The organism is Scytonema sp. PRP1 (assembly GCF_036697665.2).
GTDB classification, from domain to species: Bacteria; Cyanobacteriota; Cyanobacteriia; order Cyanobacteriales; family Nostocaceae; genus Kalymmatonema; species Kalymmatonema gypsitolerans.
The window spans coordinates 1-17,621 of sequence record NZ_JBAHYJ020000043.1; the positions used below are offsets into that span (position 1 = coordinate 1).

The 17,621-nt window shown below is 43.0% G+C and carries 17 protein-coding genes; 8 read left to right on the forward strand and 9 right to left on the reverse strand.

Features of this window, described 5'->3' with window-relative positions:
• Positions 1-636 (reverse strand): fasciclin domain-containing protein, encoded by a 636-nt coding sequence (locus V5G28_RS08230; RefSeq protein WP_332994723.1) that lies wholly within the window; start codon positions 634-636, stop codon positions 1-3.
• 262 nt (positions 637-898) lie between these two features.
• Positions 899-2,836 carry a DNA topoisomerase (ATP-hydrolyzing) subunit B gene (gene gyrB / locus V5G28_RS08235; protein WP_096566660.1) on the reverse strand — a complete coding sequence of 646 codons (1,938 nt, stop codon included), beginning with the start codon at positions 2,834-2,836 and terminating at the stop codon, positions 899-901.
• A gap of 189 nt (positions 2,837-3,025) precedes the next feature.
• Here gyrB and miaA point away from each other — a divergent pair, with 189 nt between their 5' ends.
• Positions 3,026-3,961, forward strand: a complete 936-nt coding sequence (gene miaA, locus V5G28_RS08240; protein ID WP_096566658.1) for a tRNA (adenosine(37)-N6)-dimethylallyltransferase MiaA — start codon at positions 3,026-3,028, stop codon at positions 3,959-3,961.
• Between the two features lie 167 nt (positions 3,962-4,128).
• A complete protein-coding gene (locus V5G28_RS08245; protein WP_332994726.1) occupies positions 4,129-4,920 on the forward strand; it encodes a GDSL-type esterase/lipase family protein in 792 nt (263 codons plus the stop codon).
• On the opposite strand, the gene V5G28_RS08250 is transcribed toward V5G28_RS08245, so the two are convergent.
• Positions 4,913-5,596, reverse strand: coding sequence for a Uma2 family endonuclease (locus V5G28_RS08250; protein WP_332994729.1), 684 nt, complete (start codon positions 5,594-5,596; stop codon positions 4,913-4,915). The two genes, V5G28_RS08245 and V5G28_RS08250, sit on opposite strands and share 8 nt — an antisense overlap.
• A 168-nt stretch (positions 5,597-5,764) precedes the next feature.
• On the opposite strand from V5G28_RS08250, the gene V5G28_RS08255 reads away from it, so the two are divergent.
• The 3 genes from V5G28_RS08255 to glcD all read left to right on the forward strand — a co-directional run bounded on the left by V5G28_RS08255 (position 5,765) and on the right by glcD (position 8,302).
• Entirely contained in the window at positions 5,765-6,454 is a 690-nt protein-coding gene (locus V5G28_RS08255) for a WG repeat-containing protein (protein WP_332994731.1), read from the forward strand.
• Positions 6,455-6,521: 67 nt separating this feature from the next.
• Positions 6,522-6,659 carry a hypothetical protein gene (locus tag V5G28_RS08260; RefSeq protein WP_332994734.1) on the forward strand — a complete coding sequence of 46 codons (138 nt, stop codon included), beginning with the start codon at positions 6,522-6,524 and terminating at the stop codon, positions 6,657-6,659.
• 164 nt (positions 6,660-6,823) lie between these two features.
• Positions 6,824-8,302 (forward strand): glycolate oxidase subunit GlcD, encoded by a 1,479-nt coding sequence (gene glcD / locus V5G28_RS08265; protein ID WP_332994736.1) that lies wholly within the window; start codon positions 6,824-6,826, stop codon positions 8,300-8,302.
• A 206-nt stretch (positions 8,303-8,508) separates the two neighbouring features.
• Here the strand turns inward: glcD and V5G28_RS08270 are convergent, their stop codons facing one another.
• Positions 8,509-8,814: a P-II family nitrogen regulator gene (locus V5G28_RS08270; RefSeq protein ID WP_332994738.1), complete on the reverse strand. Its 306-nt coding sequence runs from the start codon at positions 8,812-8,814 to the stop codon at positions 8,509-8,511.
• 451 nt (positions 8,815-9,265) lie between these two features.
• Between V5G28_RS08270 and V5G28_RS08275 the strand changes: the two genes are divergently transcribed.
• Positions 9,266-9,523: a hypothetical protein gene (locus tag V5G28_RS08275; protein ID WP_332994740.1), complete on the forward strand. Its 258-nt coding sequence runs from the start codon at positions 9,266-9,268 to the stop codon at positions 9,521-9,523.
• A gap of 347 nt (positions 9,524-9,870) precedes the next feature.
• Positions 9,871-11,040, forward strand: a complete 1,170-nt coding sequence (locus V5G28_RS08280; RefSeq protein WP_332994744.1) for a homocysteine biosynthesis protein — start codon at positions 9,871-9,873, stop codon at positions 11,038-11,040.
• A gap of 67 nt (positions 11,041-11,107) precedes the next feature.
• Here V5G28_RS08280 and V5G28_RS08285 read toward each other — a convergent pair whose 3' ends face one another.
• Positions 11,108-12,100 (reverse strand): hypothetical protein, encoded by a 993-nt coding sequence (locus V5G28_RS08285; protein WP_332994746.1) that lies wholly within the window; start codon positions 12,098-12,100, stop codon positions 11,108-11,110.
• Between the two features lie 373 nt (positions 12,101-12,473).
• Here V5G28_RS08285 and V5G28_RS08290 point away from each other — a divergent pair, with 373 nt between their 5' ends.
• The gene (locus tag V5G28_RS08290) at positions 12,474-13,337 is read left to right on the forward strand and encodes a tetratricopeptide repeat protein (RefSeq protein ID WP_332994754.1); all 864 of its coding nucleotides are present in this window, start codon (positions 12,474-12,476) and stop codon (positions 13,335-13,337) included.
• Between the two features lie 74 nt (positions 13,338-13,411).
• Here V5G28_RS08290 and V5G28_RS08295 read toward each other — a convergent pair whose 3' ends face one another.
• From V5G28_RS08295 to V5G28_RS08310, 4 genes are all read right to left on the reverse strand, one after another.
• Positions 13,412-14,032 (reverse strand): TMEM165/GDT1 family protein, encoded by a 621-nt coding sequence (locus tag V5G28_RS08295; protein ID WP_096571300.1) that lies wholly within the window; start codon positions 14,030-14,032, stop codon positions 13,412-13,414.
• 441 nt (positions 14,033-14,473) lie between these two features.
• On the reverse strand, positions 14,474-16,186 hold the full coding sequence (locus V5G28_RS08300) for a succinate dehydrogenase/fumarate reductase flavoprotein subunit (RefSeq protein ID WP_332994749.1): 1,713 nt from the start codon (positions 16,184-16,186) through the stop codon (positions 14,474-14,476).
• Between the two features lie 256 nt (positions 16,187-16,442).
• A complete protein-coding gene (locus V5G28_RS08305; RefSeq protein WP_336230106.1) occupies positions 16,443-16,757 on the reverse strand; it encodes a hypothetical protein in 315 nt (104 codons plus the stop codon).
• Between the two features lie 457 nt (positions 16,758-17,214).
• Entirely contained in the window at positions 17,215-17,598 is a 384-nt protein-coding gene (locus V5G28_RS08310; RefSeq protein WP_336230108.1) for a hypothetical protein, read from the reverse strand.
• Positions 17,599-17,621: the final 23 nt, after the last annotated feature.

A 17,621-nucleotide genomic window follows, 5' to 3' on the forward strand; every position in this document is an offset into this window, starting at 1 on the left:
TTAATTAGAGCCAAGACTTGCTGGAAAATTCGGAGGTAGAATAACCTTGTCCACTATGTGAACGACACCGTTACTAGCTGGAATGTCTGCTTGAATGACCTTAGCACCGTTCACGGTAACTGTACTGGTGGTAGTATTAACCTTTAATGTCACAGGACTTCCCTCAACTGTTTTGACTTGTCCGGATGTCAGTTGGCTGGAAGTCACTTGTCCAGGTATAGCATGGTAGCCCAGAAGCTTGACTAATTGTTGTTTGTTTTTTGGTTTGAGAAGATTGTCTACTGTACCTTTTGGTAAAGCCGCAAAAGCAGCATCCGTAGGAGCAAAGACTGTGTAAGGTCCTTGTTCAACCATTTGTTTAGTCAAGTCTGCGGCAAGCAATGCTTTACTTAATGTTGTAAAAGACCCCTGAGTTGATGCTGACTGTGCTAATTGAGCCAAATTTTTGCTTGCTGTTGGGGTAGTGGGAGTTTGGGCAATTGGAGGAGCAGCTGTAGGAAGATTTGCTGGAGTTGCCGCAGTCTGAGGAGTGGTTGTATTCTCTACAGTAGGTTGACCACAAGCAGACACAAGGAGAGTACCCGCACTCATAACGCTAAAGGCTGCTTTTCTTAAAATGCTTTTGCTCGCTTTCATGCTTAATATGTATTGTTAAATTAAATTAAATTAAATTAAATCTTTGACTTTTAACAAAATTTAATAAAGTCAGTGAAACTGTCCCTCAACCTTAAGGCATAGATGCGAAAATCTTTCCAAAATACGTTGATTTTTTAGCAAAATATTGTAGTTCTGCTCTGAAAAAGCACGACTAGGTTATTTTATCTAGCCGTACTCCTAAAATTTTCAATCACTCTGCAACAAAATTTTGCAGCTTCTGCGAGAACCTACACTGGTTATACTAAATATCCAAATCAGTTAAGTTGAGTTTAGAACCGTAGGTTTCAATGAATTCGCGCCGGGGTGCAACGCGATCGCCCATCAAAATCGTGAAAATGCGATCAGCTTCGGCGGCGTCCTCAATTTCCACTTGCTTAAAGGTGCGAGTTTCTGGGTTCATCGTGGTTGTCCAGAGTTGTTCTGGCATCATTTCACCCAAACCTTTGAAGCGTTGGATGGTGTAGTTGGCGTTGTCGGGAAACTCAGCGAGGCGCTGTTGCAATTCGCGCTCACTATAGCAATAGTAATAATTCCGTCCCCGTTCTACTTTAAAGAGTGGCGGACAAGCAATGTAGATATGCCCCTGCTCAATCAGCGCCCTTTGATACCGATAGAAGAAAGTTAACAACAGAGTCCGGATGTGCGCTCCATCTACGTCAGCGTCAGTCATAATGACTATACGGTGATAGCGCAGTTGCGATGCGTCGAATTCCTCGCCCTTAACTCCTAAACCGAGTGCTGTAATTAACGCCTGAATTTCAGTATTTTTATAGATTTTGGCGTCGTCAGTTTTCTCAATGTTCAGGATTTTACCGCGTAGGGGAAGAATTGCCTGGAATCGGCGATCGCGTCCTTGTTTTGCACTCCCACCCGCTGAGTCTCCTTCCACGATGTAAATTTCCGACTCTTTAGGATCTCTGGAACTGCAATCTGCCAATTTTCCGGGTAAAGGCGAAGATTCCAGCACCGATTTGCGGCGCACCAATTCCCGCGCATGACGGGCGGCTTCTGCGGCTTTGAAGGCTTGGATGGCTTTATCTAATACGGCATCACCAACAGCAGGGCGAAATTCCAAGTACTCGGTGAGAACTTCTCCGACAAGAGAATCCACAATTCCCCGCACCTCAGTATTGCCGAGTTTGGTTTTGGTTTGTCCTTCAAACTCTGGATCTGGCACTTTCACAGAAATTACCCCAGTAAGACCTTCGCGGACGTGTTCGCCACTGAGGTTGGGTTCATTATCTTTGATTTTGTTGCGCTTGCGGGCGATCGCATTCAAGGTGCGAGTCAGAACCGCCTTTAAACCTTCTAAGTGCGTACCACCATCCACCGTGCGAATATTATTGGCAAAGCCTAATACATTGTCTGTATAAGCATCAGTACACCACTGCAACGCAACTTCAACTTGAACATTGTTGCGTTCTCCATGCACGAAGATAACTTCTTCATGCAATGGCTGCTTATCGCTATTCATGTAGGTAATATATTCTTTAATACCACCTTTGTATTCGTAGGTTTCTACCTTAGGTGTATCACTTCTAAGTAGTTCCAGACGGTTATCAGTAAAAGTAATTCTGACGCCAGCATTCAAATATGCCAATTCCCGCAGGCGACTTGCTACAGTAGTGTAATCAAATTCAGTAACAGTCGTGAAGATTTGGGAGTCTGGTTTGAAGGTGACAGAAGTTCCGGTACGATCTTCTTTGTAGGGCTTTGCTGTCAGTTCTGTGACGGGAATACCCCGTTCGTAGCGCTGGATATGAACCTTTTTATCTCGCCAAACTGTCACTTCTATCCACTCAGACAGGGCGTTGACTACGGAAACACCAACCCCGTGCAATCCTCCAGAAACTTTGTAGCCACCGCTACCAAATTTCCCGCCGGCGTGCAGTACGGTTAACACAGTTTCCAATGCTGATTTTCCCGTTTGGGGATGAATATCCGTGGGAATACCCCGACCATCATCTACAACTGTTACAGAACCATCAGCGTTGAGATCCACCTCCACATGGGTGCAGTAACCCGCTAAAGCTTCATCTATCGAGTTGTCCACCACCTCGTAAACTAAATGATGGAGCCCTCGCGGACCTGTGGAACCTATGTACATTCCCGGTCTTTTGCGGACGGGTTCCAGACCTTCCAGAACTTGAATCTGAGCGGCACTGTAACTGCTCGTCATGAAAATTCTCCTGTTACGTGGGGTTAAACTCGCCCAAAGGGGCAAAATATAAAAACACTCCAAAATTCTAACACAAAAGGCTTGATGGCGACTGTAGGGCAATCTGAAGAGAAGTTTATCATGGGGATATACCCAATCACTTATCAATGATTACTATTGAGTGTTGAGTGTTCAGTGAACTATTGACTCATGACTAAATTGATTGTGATTTGTGGCGCAACAGCAACAGGTAAATCGGGATTGGCGTTAGATTTGGCGATGCGCCTGGGTTCAATAATTCTGAGTGCAGATTCTCGTCAAGTTTACCGGGAGTTTGATATTGGCACCGCCAAACCTACAGCATCTGAACAAAAGTTAGTACCGCACTATTTAATAGATATCTGCAACCCCACAGACATCATCACAGTTGCAGATTATCAACAGCAAGCACAAGCATTAATTGCTTCTTGCTCTATTACAAGACAAGGAGACAAGGGAAATGCTTCCCTCACTCCCCCAGGGCTGTTAGTTGGTGGTACTGGTTTATATATACGTTCTATTACACAGGGAATGAAGATTCCTAGAGTTGCAGCACACAAGGAATTGCGATCGCAACTGGAATCACTTGACCAAAGGCAATTGTACGCTATGTTGCAACAAGTTGACTTCATTGCAGCACAAAAGATTCATTCCAACGACTCAGTGCGAACTTTAAGAGCATTGGAGGTATTTTATGTTACTGGTCGCCCAATTTCCGAGCAACAAGGAGAGAATCCGCCGGATTATCCAATTTTGCAAATTGGTTTAGATTGTGATCCTGCTCATCTTGGCGATCGCATTGCACAGCGTACAGAGAAAATGATTGCAGATGGTTTGGTAGCAGAGGTAGAATATCTTTGCCAGAAATATGGTGTTGATTTACCTTTACTTAATACTTTGGGATATCAAGAAATCAAGCAATATTTGGCTGGGGATATTTCTTTAGACAAAGCAAAAGAATTAACTGTTTTACACACGCGGCAATTTGCCAAGCGCCAACGCACCTGGTTTAGAGCATATCCTCAGATTAAGTGGTTTGATGCCGAAAATCCTAATTTATTGGAAGAAGTATGGCATGACGTGCATAAATTCATTGATTTTTCATAAATGCTTTACCTAAATGTGCTAATCTTATCTAAGTAATCTGTTAAAGTACATTAATTCAAATAAAAAATGTCCTCATGCCTCTTATGAGTCATGAGCTATTTTTATTGAATAAGAAAGAACTATTGTCTAACTAAAAGAAAAGGCAAGGTATTGATTTAACCAAAAATATGAACGAGAGAGCCACAATATTATTACTGTTTACTTCTTCAATACTGAATATTTTATTTTTTTTCCTTGGAATTTTATTTGTTATTAAAAAAGGTGGTTTTCGATATTTATCTAAAAAAGTTTCTCATCACAAATCTCAAAAAGAATATTACAACCCATACTATCTCCATAAAAAAAGTCAGTTTGAATTGCTGCCTAAATCGGATTTAGACATTATTTTTTTAGGAGATAGTTTGACTGAAGAAGGTCAATGGTCAGAGTTATTAGAAAACCCTAATATAAAAAATCGTGGGATTGGTGGTGACACAACGGATTTGATATTGAATCGCCTAGACACGATATTAGCGTCGAAACCCAAGAAAATTTTTTTAATGGTGGGTATTAATGATCTGCTTGGTATAGGTAAGGCTGTTAAAACTATAGAACAAATAATACTTGTATACTCTGCTATTTTGACTGAGTTTCAAAACAAACTCCCGAATACAGAAGTATTTATTCAAAGCGTCTTACCAGTGAATAACAAGACAACTCGTTACTGGCAAGATAACAATAATATACTACAGCTAAATTTACATCTAAAAAATTTAGCGAAAGAGTTTTCTTATCAATATATAGACGTTTATTCTCATTTATCCGATTCGGCTCATAAATTAGATATTTGTTATACAGAGGATGGACTGCATTTAAATGGTCGAGGATATTTAAAGTGGAAAAAAGCTGTTGCAAAATATGTGAACGACACTTGTATAAAGGTTTCAGAAACTATTTCTACCGAAGACATTTTCAGATAGTGTCAGGATCAATACCCATAGCTCGTAGTCTTTCTGCTAGTAATTGAGCACGATGTTCCGCTTGAGAAGCACGCTCATCTCCAGTTGGTATAACAACACCATCTTGATAACACCAACGTAACCAAACATCTTCCCTACCTTCAAATTCTCCTTGCCAGAGAGTTAAACCTAACCCAACTTGTTCTAGCCAAGTTTCTGTCGTTTCAAAGTAGCGCCTTCCCCTGAGTTCATAAACCCGTAACACTTGTCCTAATTGATGAGTGGGGTCATATACGATGTAGTAACTCACTCGCATATGTTCATAAATTCCTAGTTTTTTCCCTAGTTCATCACCTTCTTTGTTTGAGACAATTTCAATTGCAACTTCTGGAGGCTTGCCAAAACGCCAAACCATATAACAACGGTTTTGCTTCTCCCACCAATTTTCAGGGACTTGGGCATCTAAGCTGAGGAAAACATCGGGTACTATGGGAGGCTTAAGGTCTGTATAATAAATGCTAACATTGGCTGCGGCTAAAAAAGTTTGATTTTGTAAAGAACTGTAAAGAGAGCTAACTAAGAGACGTTGTTGTTTTTCAGAGGCAAAATTATCCACAGGCGTGTCATCTTCAGTTATTAGCTGGTTGGCATCTGGGACATAGTAATCATCATTATTGATTAAAAATTGCTCAACCATAAGTTTATCCACCACTTAAGAGCGCTATATCTAGGTTAGTTGATTGGAGGCAGAAGGGTGGGTTAACTCTATTTATCAGTGTATACACGATTTTGTACATTATGATTTTGTGTCAAATTTTATATAAAAATTGTATGAATTAGAACAATCAAAAGTGAGCAAAACTATATGCTTGACAGCTTTATACCATTCCAAGAGGGGGACAGATGGGGCTATAAAGACCAAAAAGGGCTAGAGGTCATAAAACCAAAGTTTGATTATGCCCGCAGCTTTTCCCATGGATTAGCAGCAGTCAAGATTAATGATAAGTGGGGTTTTATCAATAAAACAGGAGGTGAGGTTATTCCGTTTTGGTTTGATAAAGCAGATAGTTTTTCAGAAGGGCTGGCACGGGTAAAGGTGGGTGATAAGTGGGGTTACATTGATAAGAACAGGAAGATGGTTATCCCTCACCAGTTTGATTGGGCTGGAAACTTTGCTGAAAAACTAGCACCTGTCCGATTAGGCGAGAAGTCAGGTTACATAGCCAAAACAGGAGAAATAGTTATTGCCCTGCAGTTTGATCGGGCTTATAACTTTTCCCAGGGTTTAGCAATAGTAAAAAATAATACTAAATGGAAGTATATTGATCAGACAGGGCGGGTAGTTAGCGAATCCCAGTTTGATGAAGCAGATAGTTTTTCAGAGGGGCTGGCAAGAGTCAAGATTGGCTGCCAGTGGGGGTACATAGACAAGAAAGGGCAAGTTGTTATCCAACCACAGTTTGATGAAGCAGACAGTTTTTCTGATGGGATGGCACGAGTCAAGCTTGGAGAACAGGAACGCTATATAGATACGACAGGAGATTTTCTCTGGTAAGGCTGTAGATGCAAGTCTTCCTGCTCCCGCTTGCCCATACTTCTTGCAACAAAAGCGAGTCTGGATTTTGAGCCATCCTGAGGGTGAAGAAGGTTATGAACGAGTAGAATTTCTACAAGGGCAACAATTCCAGTCTGTGCAGTTTTCTGGACTAATATTATCTGTCGATACAGTGCTGTTCGCGAGTGGTGGAAGATTGAATTAGGGAGGAACAAATACAGCGACGACAACTTGAGGAACGTGCTGAACGACTAGCTGCCAGATTGCGAGAAATGGGAGTAGACCCAGATAATATATAAATTATTAGCACCTACTGTCGCTGCATCTTTATCGGGAGTTAGCAAATCTCTCCCTAGGACAAAACCACCTATGCTTACCCAAGACAAACAACAACGCAACTGGAAACCCATCATCAAACAATTTGAGGCTGTGGTTGGCAAAAATGGCGTAGTCCAACGCCGCGAAGAACTCATTACATACGAGTGCGATGGTTTAACTAGCTATCGTGAGCGTCCGGCTGTGGTAGTATTGCCAAGAACCACAGAACAAGTTGCAGAGGTAGTGAAGATATGCGATCGCCACTCCATCCCCTTCATCGCACGCGGTTCTGGTACAGGTTTATCTGGTGGGGCGTTGCCAGTCGAAAATTGCGTTTTGATTGTCACTTCATTAATGCGGCAAATACTTAAAGTTGATTTGGAAAATCAGCAAGTTATTGTGCAGCCGGGAGTGATTAATAGCTGGGTAACACAAACTGTGAGTGGTGCTGGGTTTTACTACGCTCCCGATCCTTCCAGCCAAATCATTTGCTCAATTGGCGGTAACGTGGCGGAAAACTCTGGTGGGGTACATTGTTTGAAGTACGGTGTTACAACGAACCACGTTTTGGGATTGAAACTCGTCCTTCCTGATGGTTCAATTGTAGATGTGGGGGGACAAATTCCTGAAATGCCTGGTTATGACTTAACAGGTGTATTTGTAGGTTCTGAAGGGACACTAGGAATTGCCACAGAAATTACCTTGCGAATTCTCAAAAGTGCAGAATCAATTTGTGTGCTTTTAGCAGACTTCACAAGCATTGAAGCAGCAGGTGCAAGTGTTTCTGATATCATCAGTGCCGGAATTATTCCTGGTGGTATGGAAATTATGGATAACCTCAGCATCAACGCTGTAGAAGATGTCGTTTGCACGAATTGTTATCCCCGTGATGCTGCTGCTATCTTATTAGTAGAAATCGACGGTTTAGCTGTAGAAGTTGCGGCAAATAAACAGCGCATTGCGGAAATTTGTAAAAAGAATGGTGCGCGAAACATCACAATTGCCAGTGATCCAGAACAACGCTTAAAAGTGTGGAAAGGACGCAAAGCAGCTTTTGCTGCAGCAGGTCATGTCAGTCCAGATTATTATGTACAAGATGGTGTTATTCCACGCACTCAGTTATCCTACGTACTAGCAGAAATTGAAGCATTAAGCCTGAAATATGGGTATCGCATCGCTAACGTATTTCATGCTGGTGATGGCAATCTTCACCCATTGATTCTGTTTGATAATTCCATTCCTGGTGAATTAGAAAAGGTAGAAGAAGTCGGAGGGGAAATTCTTAAGCTTTGTGTCAAAGTCGGCGGTAGCATTTCTGGAGAACATGGCATCGGTGCAGATAAAAAGTGTTATATGCCGGAAATGTTCACAGAAGCTGATTTACAAACTATGCAATGGGTACGACAAGCATTTAATCCTAAAGGTTTGGCGAATCCAGGTAAGATTTTTCCAACTCCACGCACTTGTGGTGAAGCAGCAAACGCTATGGGTGAGATTGCTAAAAAGTTTGAGGCGGTGGAAAGATTTTAGGGATTTCCAACAAATAAATTACCCGCTAACAGTGGGGTGGGCATCTTGCCCGCCCAGTTAATAGGACGGGCTAGAAGCCCATCCCACAAAAAAAGTTGGATATTTTTTAATTTGGTTAATTTGGAACTCCCTTAGCAAAGCGCAAAGGCGCAAAGTATAGTACCTTTGCGTCTTTGCGCGAAATAATTAAAAATTTTGTCAACAAGTTAAAAGAAAGCTTCTACATTGTGTCGATAAGCGATCAAAGCGTGTCCGCCCCGCTCGTCTTTCAGTGCCGATAAAATAGCATCAGATGCTTCTAATGAAACAATGGTCTTGATTTCAATATTGGTGTTGTAGGCTGCCATATCTCCCAAGCGTCTTCCATGCCCACCCTCACCCTGTACTTGATTAATGGTGTAGCCGCTGACATCATGGCTTTTCAGCAGCTTGACAATACGGTCTTTCAGCACTGTTTCACCAATGATGGTGATCAGGACTGCTGGTTCGACGGGACTAGCTGAGTTTGACATGGAGAACTCCACAGAATAGGTTTTGGCTTTTAAAGCTTAAGTTTTCGTCGCGCAGGTCAATGGCTTTACCAAGAATCTGGTTTAACTTGGATTGCTTTAGAAAAGCCGCAAAGCTGTGTAAACAATAGTCTAGCTGCAAAAATATTACAGAATTTTTAAGGTTTTCTGAAATAACTTAACATTCTGTTACCATTATTTACTGAGTATCTTTGCTTAGTCAAGTAGCAACTGAGTATTTTTGCTTGACTCAGCGATAAGTGCTGCTTAACTTTGCCTGGTTTTCTGTTCCACTGCTGTTAGCGTTATCAGCCTCGATCCCTCATTTTACCCCTACAATGCACAGTAGGGAGTGAATCAATTAGCTTAACAAAGATAGATGACATAGGTGAAAAACATCTATCCGGACATTACGATGCAATTATCAAACTGAATAACCCGAAAGGATTAGGATTTGCAGCGTAATACAGCGTTGCACTTGCAACTGCAACAGACAACTCACTTTGGAGTAAGACAGATGGATATTCAAGTTGCTACCAAGTATTACATTGCCAACAAGCCAGTACAGCATAAAGCTTTAGGTTTAATGCTGATCGTCGATTTGTACCCATCCAGAGTTGGCACTGTGGGTGTGAAACTTCCTAACGGTGTAGTTATGAATTGCGAACTGAAGTTTCTGGATGAACCAGATAAAACAGCTAAAAACCTTTAGGCTTTGGAAGAATCAGGTTTATTCGCACGTTAACTCGTTCCTAGGTTCAGCCTGGGAATGCCTTACTGGGGGCTACGCCTTGCCCTATCAATCAATCTAACTCGACTTGCACTAACCCAGACTACCCCATGTAATTCCTATAGCTAGAATACCGCCAGTGAAGTGGATCATCGATGTAGCTACGCTTAACAGGATTATTATGAATATAATCCAACATCTGTCTAAACATTTCCTCATCTAAAATAACCTGAGGATGGAAACCTTCTTGCCAAAATTGATAATCTTGAGTTTTCTTGTGTTTTACTTTGTAGAATTCAAGCTGATTAAGTATATAATTTGCATTTTATATGCGAACCATTGCGGAAATAAATGACAAAATCAGCCGTAAGCAAGCGGTAGTATTGACCGCTCTTGAATTAAAAGCAAGAGTTGCAGAAGTTGGTGTTACTAAAGTTGCTAAGGAAGTTGATGTCATCACCACTGGCACTTTTGAACCGATGGAATCTAGCGGTGCAATTATTAATTTAGGACATACTGACCCGCCGATAAAAATCCGCCGTTGCTGGTTAGATGGAGTACCCGCATACTCTGGTTTTGGAGCAGTAGATTTGTACTTGGGTGCAAGTTGTGCGGTGGAGGTGATGGACGGGGAAGAAGTCCGGGAACGCGGTGGGGGTCATGTCATTGAAGATTTGATAGCTGGTAAACCCGTACACGTACGATCGCTAGGACAAGTTACAGATTGTTATCCGAGAGCAAGTTTTGAAACGACGATTACTCGTGAGACTATAAACCAGTTTTATTTATTCAATCCCCGCAATCTTTATCAAAATTTTATAGTAGGTGTGAATGGGGGCGATCGCCCACTTTACACATACCTCGGTCCTTTACAACCGCGTTTGAGCAATGCTGTTTACTCTAACCCTGGTGCCATCTCCCCCCTATTCAACGACCCAGATCTGCAGCTTGTTGGAATTGGCACGCGAATTTTCCTAGGCGGCGGTATTGGTTATGTTGCTTGGGAAGGTACGCAGCACTTTCCCTTACAAAAGCGCTTACCCAATCGTACACCTATTGGTCCGGCTGCGACTTTGTCTTTAATTGGTGATGCCAAGCAAATGGATGCTCGTTGGGTGCGTGGGTGTTACTTCAAGAGTTACGGTCCTTCTTTGATGTTGGGAGTGGGTGTACCACTCCCGGTGTTGAACGAAGAAGTCGTTGCAAGATGTGCAGTTCAAGATAAAGATTTGGTAGCCCCGATAGTAGATTTTTCTATTCCCCGGCGCGTCCGTCCTACTTTTGGTTTAGTCAGTTACACCCAACTCAAATCAGGGCGGATCACCATAGAAGGCAGAACTGTGCGCGTTGCACCCCTTGCAAGTGTATTTCTCTCCAAGCAAGTTGCTATGGAGTTGAAACAATGGATTTCATCAGGTGATTTTACCCTAACAGAGCCTGTAGCCCCAATTCCGATGGAGCGGTCTTTTCTTCCGCAAGATCGGTGGACGGAGTTTTAATAAACAAAGAACAGAGAACAGAGAAAAATAAAGATTTTTTTATTCTTCATTCTTCTCTATTCATTCTTTATTGTTCGGGTGGCTTCGGACGCTTGACAGGCTTAGGAACGGGTTTTGTAGATACAGGTTTTGACGCCGCAGAGGAGTCGCCTATTTTCCGCACTGGACGCGGAGTTTCGCCATTGCGTTGTCTTGGGGGAAATGGTTTTCTTCCACTAGGACGACGACCCCCACCGCCCCCTGGTCTTCGTTGTGGTGGTCTGCGCTTTTTGGGTAAATCAGCGATCGCCTCAGCGCTTTCTACAACCAATTCGTCAGCTTCCCGCTTGACTTTCAAGTCCCAAAACTTACTGACTGCTTTGATTTCAAGCTTACCTTTAATTTTCAACTTGAAATACTTTGGTTTGTCATCTTGTTTGCGGGCAGCCTGCTTAATTTTAACCACCAAGTGTTCACCTTCAAAAGATTGATAAACAACCTCCCCACGAACAGAAAAACCACCATCTGGAACTTCTGATGAGGGTACGACGGAACTTGATGAACCATTAGCGGGTGTTTGCAAATCTTCTGTAGCTGAATCTTCATCATCAGCTGTTTGATGTTTAGCTAAGTTTTCTGGCTCCCAAACTCCTACAATTTGTACGTGCAATTTGTCGTTTTCCTGTCGAGTACGTGGATAAACGACCCACAGATGTTCTTTTTCCAAGTCCAAATGATTTTTAACTAAACTCATAATCCGACCCAGAAGGACGGCATCGAGTTCTGCGCCATCTGAGGTGAACATTGCACCTTGAGTGAATTGTTCGCTGCTAGCAACGTAACGACCTCGTACTAAGCCAATGGCTCGGTACTGCATTGGTTCACTAGGAGGTGGAATCGGTTGCAGCCGATTTACTAAGTTTTCATCATTGGCAGTCTCATTTGAGATTACAGGCGAATCTTCTGTTTGAGAAGTTGGGTTCGCTGCATTTACATTCGTAGCTGCATCATTGCTGTTTAAAGCTTCTTTAGAGGCAGCTGAGTTGGACGATTCAGGCGACGGCATCAGGTCGGAAGTCATAAAAACTCCTTGCGGCGGAGACACATCCCATTGTGGGATTTTACAAAGGCAGCTGGAAAGAGCGTTTGTGCGGCGCTTGTAAGTATATTTCCTTTCAAGACAACCTATCTCAACGCTCTGTGGGATACTAAAGACGCGAAATTTCGCATACACGCACTAAATCTGTAATTTAGCGCCTTTACACTAGTTTCGGAAGCATAACATAGCTAAAATTCAGACTATTCCTCCTAAAGTCAACACTTGCATAGATTGCGTACATTGCTTTTTGTTATAAAATTCACAATCAATTCACGGGATTCCGCAAAGTTTTTAAAATTTTTAACTTTCATGTTTTCTGTAAACGATAATGTCATTAGAGTTTAAGGACGGTTTTGTGTCTAAACCTCGCAATCGCTGGATAGTCAATGTGATTTTGCTGCTGGCACTTCTTGCTTTTGTCGGAGTTTCAATAGTGCCCCTCATTGGAGCGTTTAATGAAACGCAAAGCTCAACCCAACAGTCCGCAAACGCAAGAACTGGTTCGCCTTCCTCTGATCAAAAATCAAAGCTGGAAGATGCAGCACGGGGTTATGAACAGGTTTTGCAGCGGGAAAGCGAGAACCAAACGGCGCTGCGAGGCTTGCTTGAGACTCGTTTGCAGTTACTCAGCTTAGGTGTCGGTGAGATCAAGAGCGTTATTGAACCTTTAGAAAAGTTAGCAAAGCTGAATCCAGAACAAACAAGATACGCAGTGCTGCTCGCTCAAGCTAAGCAGCAAATTGGCGACAAGGAAGGAGCTGCTCAAGCTTACCGTTCTGTTCTGCAAAGTAAACCTGGCAACCTTGAAGCTTTACAAGGAATGGTTGCTCTCCTGCTGTCTCAAAAACGCCCCGAAGCAGCTGTTGGTTTGCTGCAAGATACTCTCAATACTGCAACCCAAGCAAATAAAAATCAGCCTGGAAGTGTGGATACAGTCGCTGTACAAGTGCTCTTGGGCAACGTACACGCCTCTCAAAAACGCTATGCTCAAGCTCTTACTGTTTATGACGAGGCAATCAAGAACGATCCACAGGATTTTCGTCCCGCTTTAGCCAAGGCGATGCTCTTCAAACAACAGGGCAAAACTGACGAAGCAAAAACTTTGTTTACCAAAGCTGCGGCTTTAGCACCAACCCAGTACAGAGACGAAATTAATAAGCAAGCAAGTGAATCCCCCTCTCCTACTCCAACGCCAACGCCGAATAGCACCGCTAAGTAAAGAATGAAAAACGAAGAAAGAAGAAAAGTTTTTTTCATTCTTCTTTTTTCTTTCTTCTTTCTTCTTTCTTATTTTTACGCTCCCTCGATAGCGGCTACGACACCAAACAAAAGAAACAAAAATCCACCTATGAAGGTGAGTTTGCGCTCAGAAATTCGCCCTGCTAGCATTCTGCCACCAATAACCGCAACGGCAGCACAAATGGCGTGTCCCAAAATTGCACCCGTTGTTACTCCAATAGCGTTATTTCCTGCGGCTAAAGCAATTGTGGCAATTTGTGTGCGATCGCCCCACTCCGCCATAAATGTCAAGACAAAGGCTTCTGTTAAAATTGCTAAAGCATTTTTCTTTTTCGGCAGTTGCATATCTGCCTGTTTCACTGCAGCTTCTGCCTCTTCTACAACTTCCTTATCACAACTAAAAGCAGGCATTCGGCTTGCATCATAAAGCAGCTTTATTCCAAAGCCAAGAAATAAAGCTATCTCAGCATGATGAATATAAACTTTTGGAAGTACAGAAACTGCTTGTCCCAGGGCAACAGAAAGAATTGTCATTGCAGCTAAAGCCGCTGTCACACCTACAAAGACTAACCGCCGGGAGTGATGCATCGCTAAAATCACGGCTATGAAAAATGTTTTATCACCTAGCTCGGAAACCGTAATTAATAACAAACCCGCAGTAAAAGCTGTTAACACTCTCTCAAGCTCCTTCAGGAATTTTTTACCTTGGTGAGCTTGATGTGAGCGATGAGACTCCACCAAGCTCACACTTTTTCATGTGAACTTAGTGAAGGTCTCACTTCCAAGAATTTATCTGCTCTCAACGGTCAGTCTTTGAGTACTTTTGGTATTCTCAAAAATAAGAGCTTTACATTTCTCGTCACCTGAACCAGGCTTATTGCCAGTATGTTGACTCAGGTGTACTGGCTAATATGATTGCCAGCAGCTACTCCCCTTCTTTTCATAAGTGATTATACATCTATCCACAGTTTGAGTAAAGCAGTAGGGATTAGGGATTAGGGATTAGGGATAGTCAACAGTGAACAGTGAACAGTGACCAAAAAACTGGTAACTCGAAACTGCGCTGGTACATGATAACTGATAACTGTCGCCAGTCCTCAATCCCCAGTCCCCAATTCAATACTTCCGTTCTTGTGGCTTAAACATGGTAATCGCCACTGGACGATATTGAAGATCAATTCCTGCGGGCGAATAATAAGCCATTGTGTGCTTCAAGAAGTTGGTATCATCCCGTTCGGGGTAATCTTCGCGGAAGTGAGCACCGCGACTTTCCTGACGATTTAAGGCGGATTCTAGAATCATCCGCCCCACTACCATCAGGCTCCGCAATTCCAAAGCTTCCACAATTTCTGTATTCCAGCAACTCCCTTTGTCGTCTAAATATATTTGCGAGTATTTCTGTTGTAAATCTTGTATTCTATGTAGACCTTCACGCATGATTTCTTCTGTGCGGAACACGCCGCAGTACTGAGTCATATCATCTTGGAAGGCTTGGCGGACTTCGTTAATGCGGAGCTTTCCAGGCTGTTCTAGCAGAACCTGAATTTGTTGCTGAGCCTCGGTGATGTAGCGTTGCTCATCCAGATTTGGTAACTTGCGTTTTTGCACATATTGTGCTATTGCAGATCCGGTTCTTCGTCCATAAACCACACATTCCAACAAAGAATTACTACCGAGGCGATTTGCGCCATGTACGGAAACACAAGCAGTTTCTCCAGCGGCAAAGAAGCCATCAACCAGACCATCACCACTACTGCGGACTTGACCGTCGGTATTCACTGGGATACCACCCATGCAATAGTGGATGGTAGGGCGTACTGGCATAGGTTGAGTCACTGCGTCAACACCCACTAAGCGATGTGCTTCCTCCCAACAGAAGGGGACGCGGCTCATAATTTTTTCTTTACCCATATGCCGCAGGTCGAGATAAACAAACGAACCACCAGCACTACCATCGGAATGAACACCGCGACCGGCACGAATTTCGTAGGCGATCGCCCGTGAAGTAATATCACGCGGAGCAAGTTCCATGCGGCTGGGAGCGTATCTTGCCATAAAGCGTTCTCCCTCACTGTTAATCAAATAAGCCCCTTCTCCGCGCACTGCTTCTGAAATCAGCACCCCTACCGGATACAGTCCTGTGGGATGAAATTGCACAAATTCCATGTCTTCTAACGGCAACCCAGCCAAAGCAGTCATTGCGAGACCATCACCAGTGGAAGCATAATCATTAGACGTGGTGTTGTAAACACGACCATAGCCACCAGTCGCAAACATGATAGCCTTAGCGCGCACCACTTCAATATGCCCATCCTCGATGCGGTACATCACCAGACCTTTCGCCTGACCTTCTTCCAGAATCAGGCGCATCACGTACCACTCTTGATAAATTTGCACACCATATCGCCGCAAATTATTCACCAATTCGTGTAAAATGGCGTGACCAGTCTTATCAGCGGCGTAGCAAGTACGATTGTGAGAATGTCCGCCAAAAGCACGTTGAGCAATGCGACCATCGCTTAGACGGGAGAACAAAACGCCCATGTGTTCTAAGTCAATCACCACATCTGGCGCTTCACGCGTAAGAATTTCCACTGCATCTTGATCCGCCAAATAATCGGAACCCTTCACAGTGTCGAAAGCATGAGCTTCCCAAGTGTCACTAGAATCAACATTTTTCAGAGATGCAGCCATCCCACCTTGCGCCGCAACCGAGTGGGAACGAATCGGGTGCGTTTTGGCAACCACAGCCACATTCAAACTGGGGTCAGTGCGGGCAATTTCTACTGCAGCGCGACACCCAGCCAACCCACCCCCGACAATGATCACATCATGTTCAAGCTAACTTCGCCCCGACTATAAAAAAGTTATGCCTTTGTCTGTGTAAAGACGCGATAGATTCTATCTCTAAAAAAAAATTCCCCGCCAACAGACAGGGATGTTGTTTCAATTGTGGATTTTGGAGTAGGGAGTTGTTAGTTGTACAGACGAGAGGTGGCGCGTCTCTACATTTGTTAGTTATTAGTTATTTTTTAGCACTAACTATTAACCACTAACCAATAACCCGTCCTGTATCTAAATCCATTCAGCTAGTCGCTTGTACAGGTTGTTGCTGAGAAATATTACCAGGCATTGGTTCCATTTTTGTCCCTGCTTCTACGGGGGACACCTCAATGTGATTTAGCAAGGTGGTTACGAAGGCAAAAAGCAAGAAAGGCAACGATAGTAGAACTACAAGTCCGACAGTGGCTAAAGCATAAACCGGTCGTCTAGCACCCATCAGCGCCAAAGCAGACGCCAAACTGATCGTAATGGTAATCAACCAAATAATGATTTGACCGTAGATATCCCCGAAGGTAAGGGTACAGACAAACCGATACTTTTGAATGTTATTCGTCATAATTTGCCTCTAGCATCTCCTTAGGTTCTACCTTAGAACCATGTTTGGATTTCCGACGATTTTTAAATATTTTTGAAACAATTGTAATATCACTTCACAATTGTCTACCATTTGTTCTCTAGAAACCTGGCAATTTTACTTATAATACATCAATTATTAAATATAGCAATCCGCGCAGGATTTATAAAAAATCTTAAGTATTGTAGCGTGGGCAGTGCTTAGCAAAATCCGGATGTAGTCGGCAAAATACGGTAAGCACTGCCCACCTTACGTGTCGTTCAAAAATCTGCGGAGGAGTCCTATAGTTATACAATTATTAAATAGTTATAATAGAACGAAGACTCATCAAATGAATAATATTATTTTAATTATGAATGAAGGCAATTATTTAAAAATTGCCACAGGTTGCCATAAATAGAGTTACACCTTACACAGACACGGTTTGAATGAAAATTATCTAATTGTCTGGTTGGTGATGCCCTTGCGAGTTGCGCTCGGTGCGATTGGCTTTGCCACTGCCCCTTGGGCGATCGCTCACTTCTAGCTGTTTAATTTTCATCCGCAAATCAAAATCCTCACTACTAACAATTGTTTCTAAGTTAGCGATTCTTTGCTCTAACAGTTCTACTTTCTGCTCAGGCAAAGAGTTCCTTTTTGATTTTTTGTCATCAGAACGCCACACAGCAGCTGTACCCACTGCTGCGCCTGTCAGAGTCGCTAAAGGTAGAATTGGACCACTTTTCGTCACCGCTGAAAGCGGAATACAAATTGCTAGCATTCCCACAGCAATACCCCAAATTCTTGAGGTAGCAGCAACTCGTACATCTTGATGTTCTTCCAGGTCTTTTTTGAATCTTTTACCCA

Bases quoted from the DNA above. Each gene is read 5' to 3' on its own strand.
- V5G28_RS08270 (WP_332994738.1), bottom strand. From the start codon at position 8,814: ATGTCAAACTCAGCTAGTCCCGTCGAACCAGCAGTCCTGATCACCATC.
- gyrB (WP_096566660.1), bottom strand. From the start codon at position 2,836: ATGACGAGCAGTTACAGTGCCGCTCAGATTCAAGTTCTGGAAGGTCTG.
- V5G28_RS08280 (WP_332994744.1), top strand. From the start codon at position 9,871: ATGCGAACCATTGCGGAAATAAATGACAAAATCAGCCGTAAGCAAGCG.
- V5G28_RS08285 (WP_332994746.1), bottom strand. From the start codon at position 12,100: ATGACTTCCGACCTGATGCCGTCGCCTGAATCGTCCAACTCAGCTGCC.
- miaA (WP_096566658.1), top strand. From the start codon at position 3,026: ATGACTAAATTGATTGTGATTTGTGGCGCAACAGCAACAGGTAAATCG.
- V5G28_RS08255 (WP_332994731.1), top strand. From the start codon at position 5,765: ATGCTTGACAGCTTTATACCATTCCAAGAGGGGGACAGATGGGGCTAT.
- glcD (WP_332994736.1), top strand. From the start codon at position 6,824: ATGCTTACCCAAGACAAACAACAACGCAACTGGAAACCCATCATCAAA.
- V5G28_RS08245 (WP_332994726.1), top strand. From the start codon at position 4,129: ATGAACGAGAGAGCCACAATATTATTACTGTTTACTTCTTCAATACTG.
- V5G28_RS08250 (WP_332994729.1), bottom strand. From the start codon at position 5,596: ATGGTTGAGCAATTTTTAATCAATAATGATGATTACTATGTCCCAGAT.
- V5G28_RS08230 (WP_332994723.1), bottom strand. From the start codon at position 636: ATGAAAGCGAGCAAAAGCATTTTAAGAAAAGCAGCCTTTAGCGTTATG.
- V5G28_RS08305 (WP_336230106.1), bottom strand. From the start codon at position 16,757: ATGACGAATAACATTCAAAAGTATCGGTTTGTCTGTACCCTTACCTTC.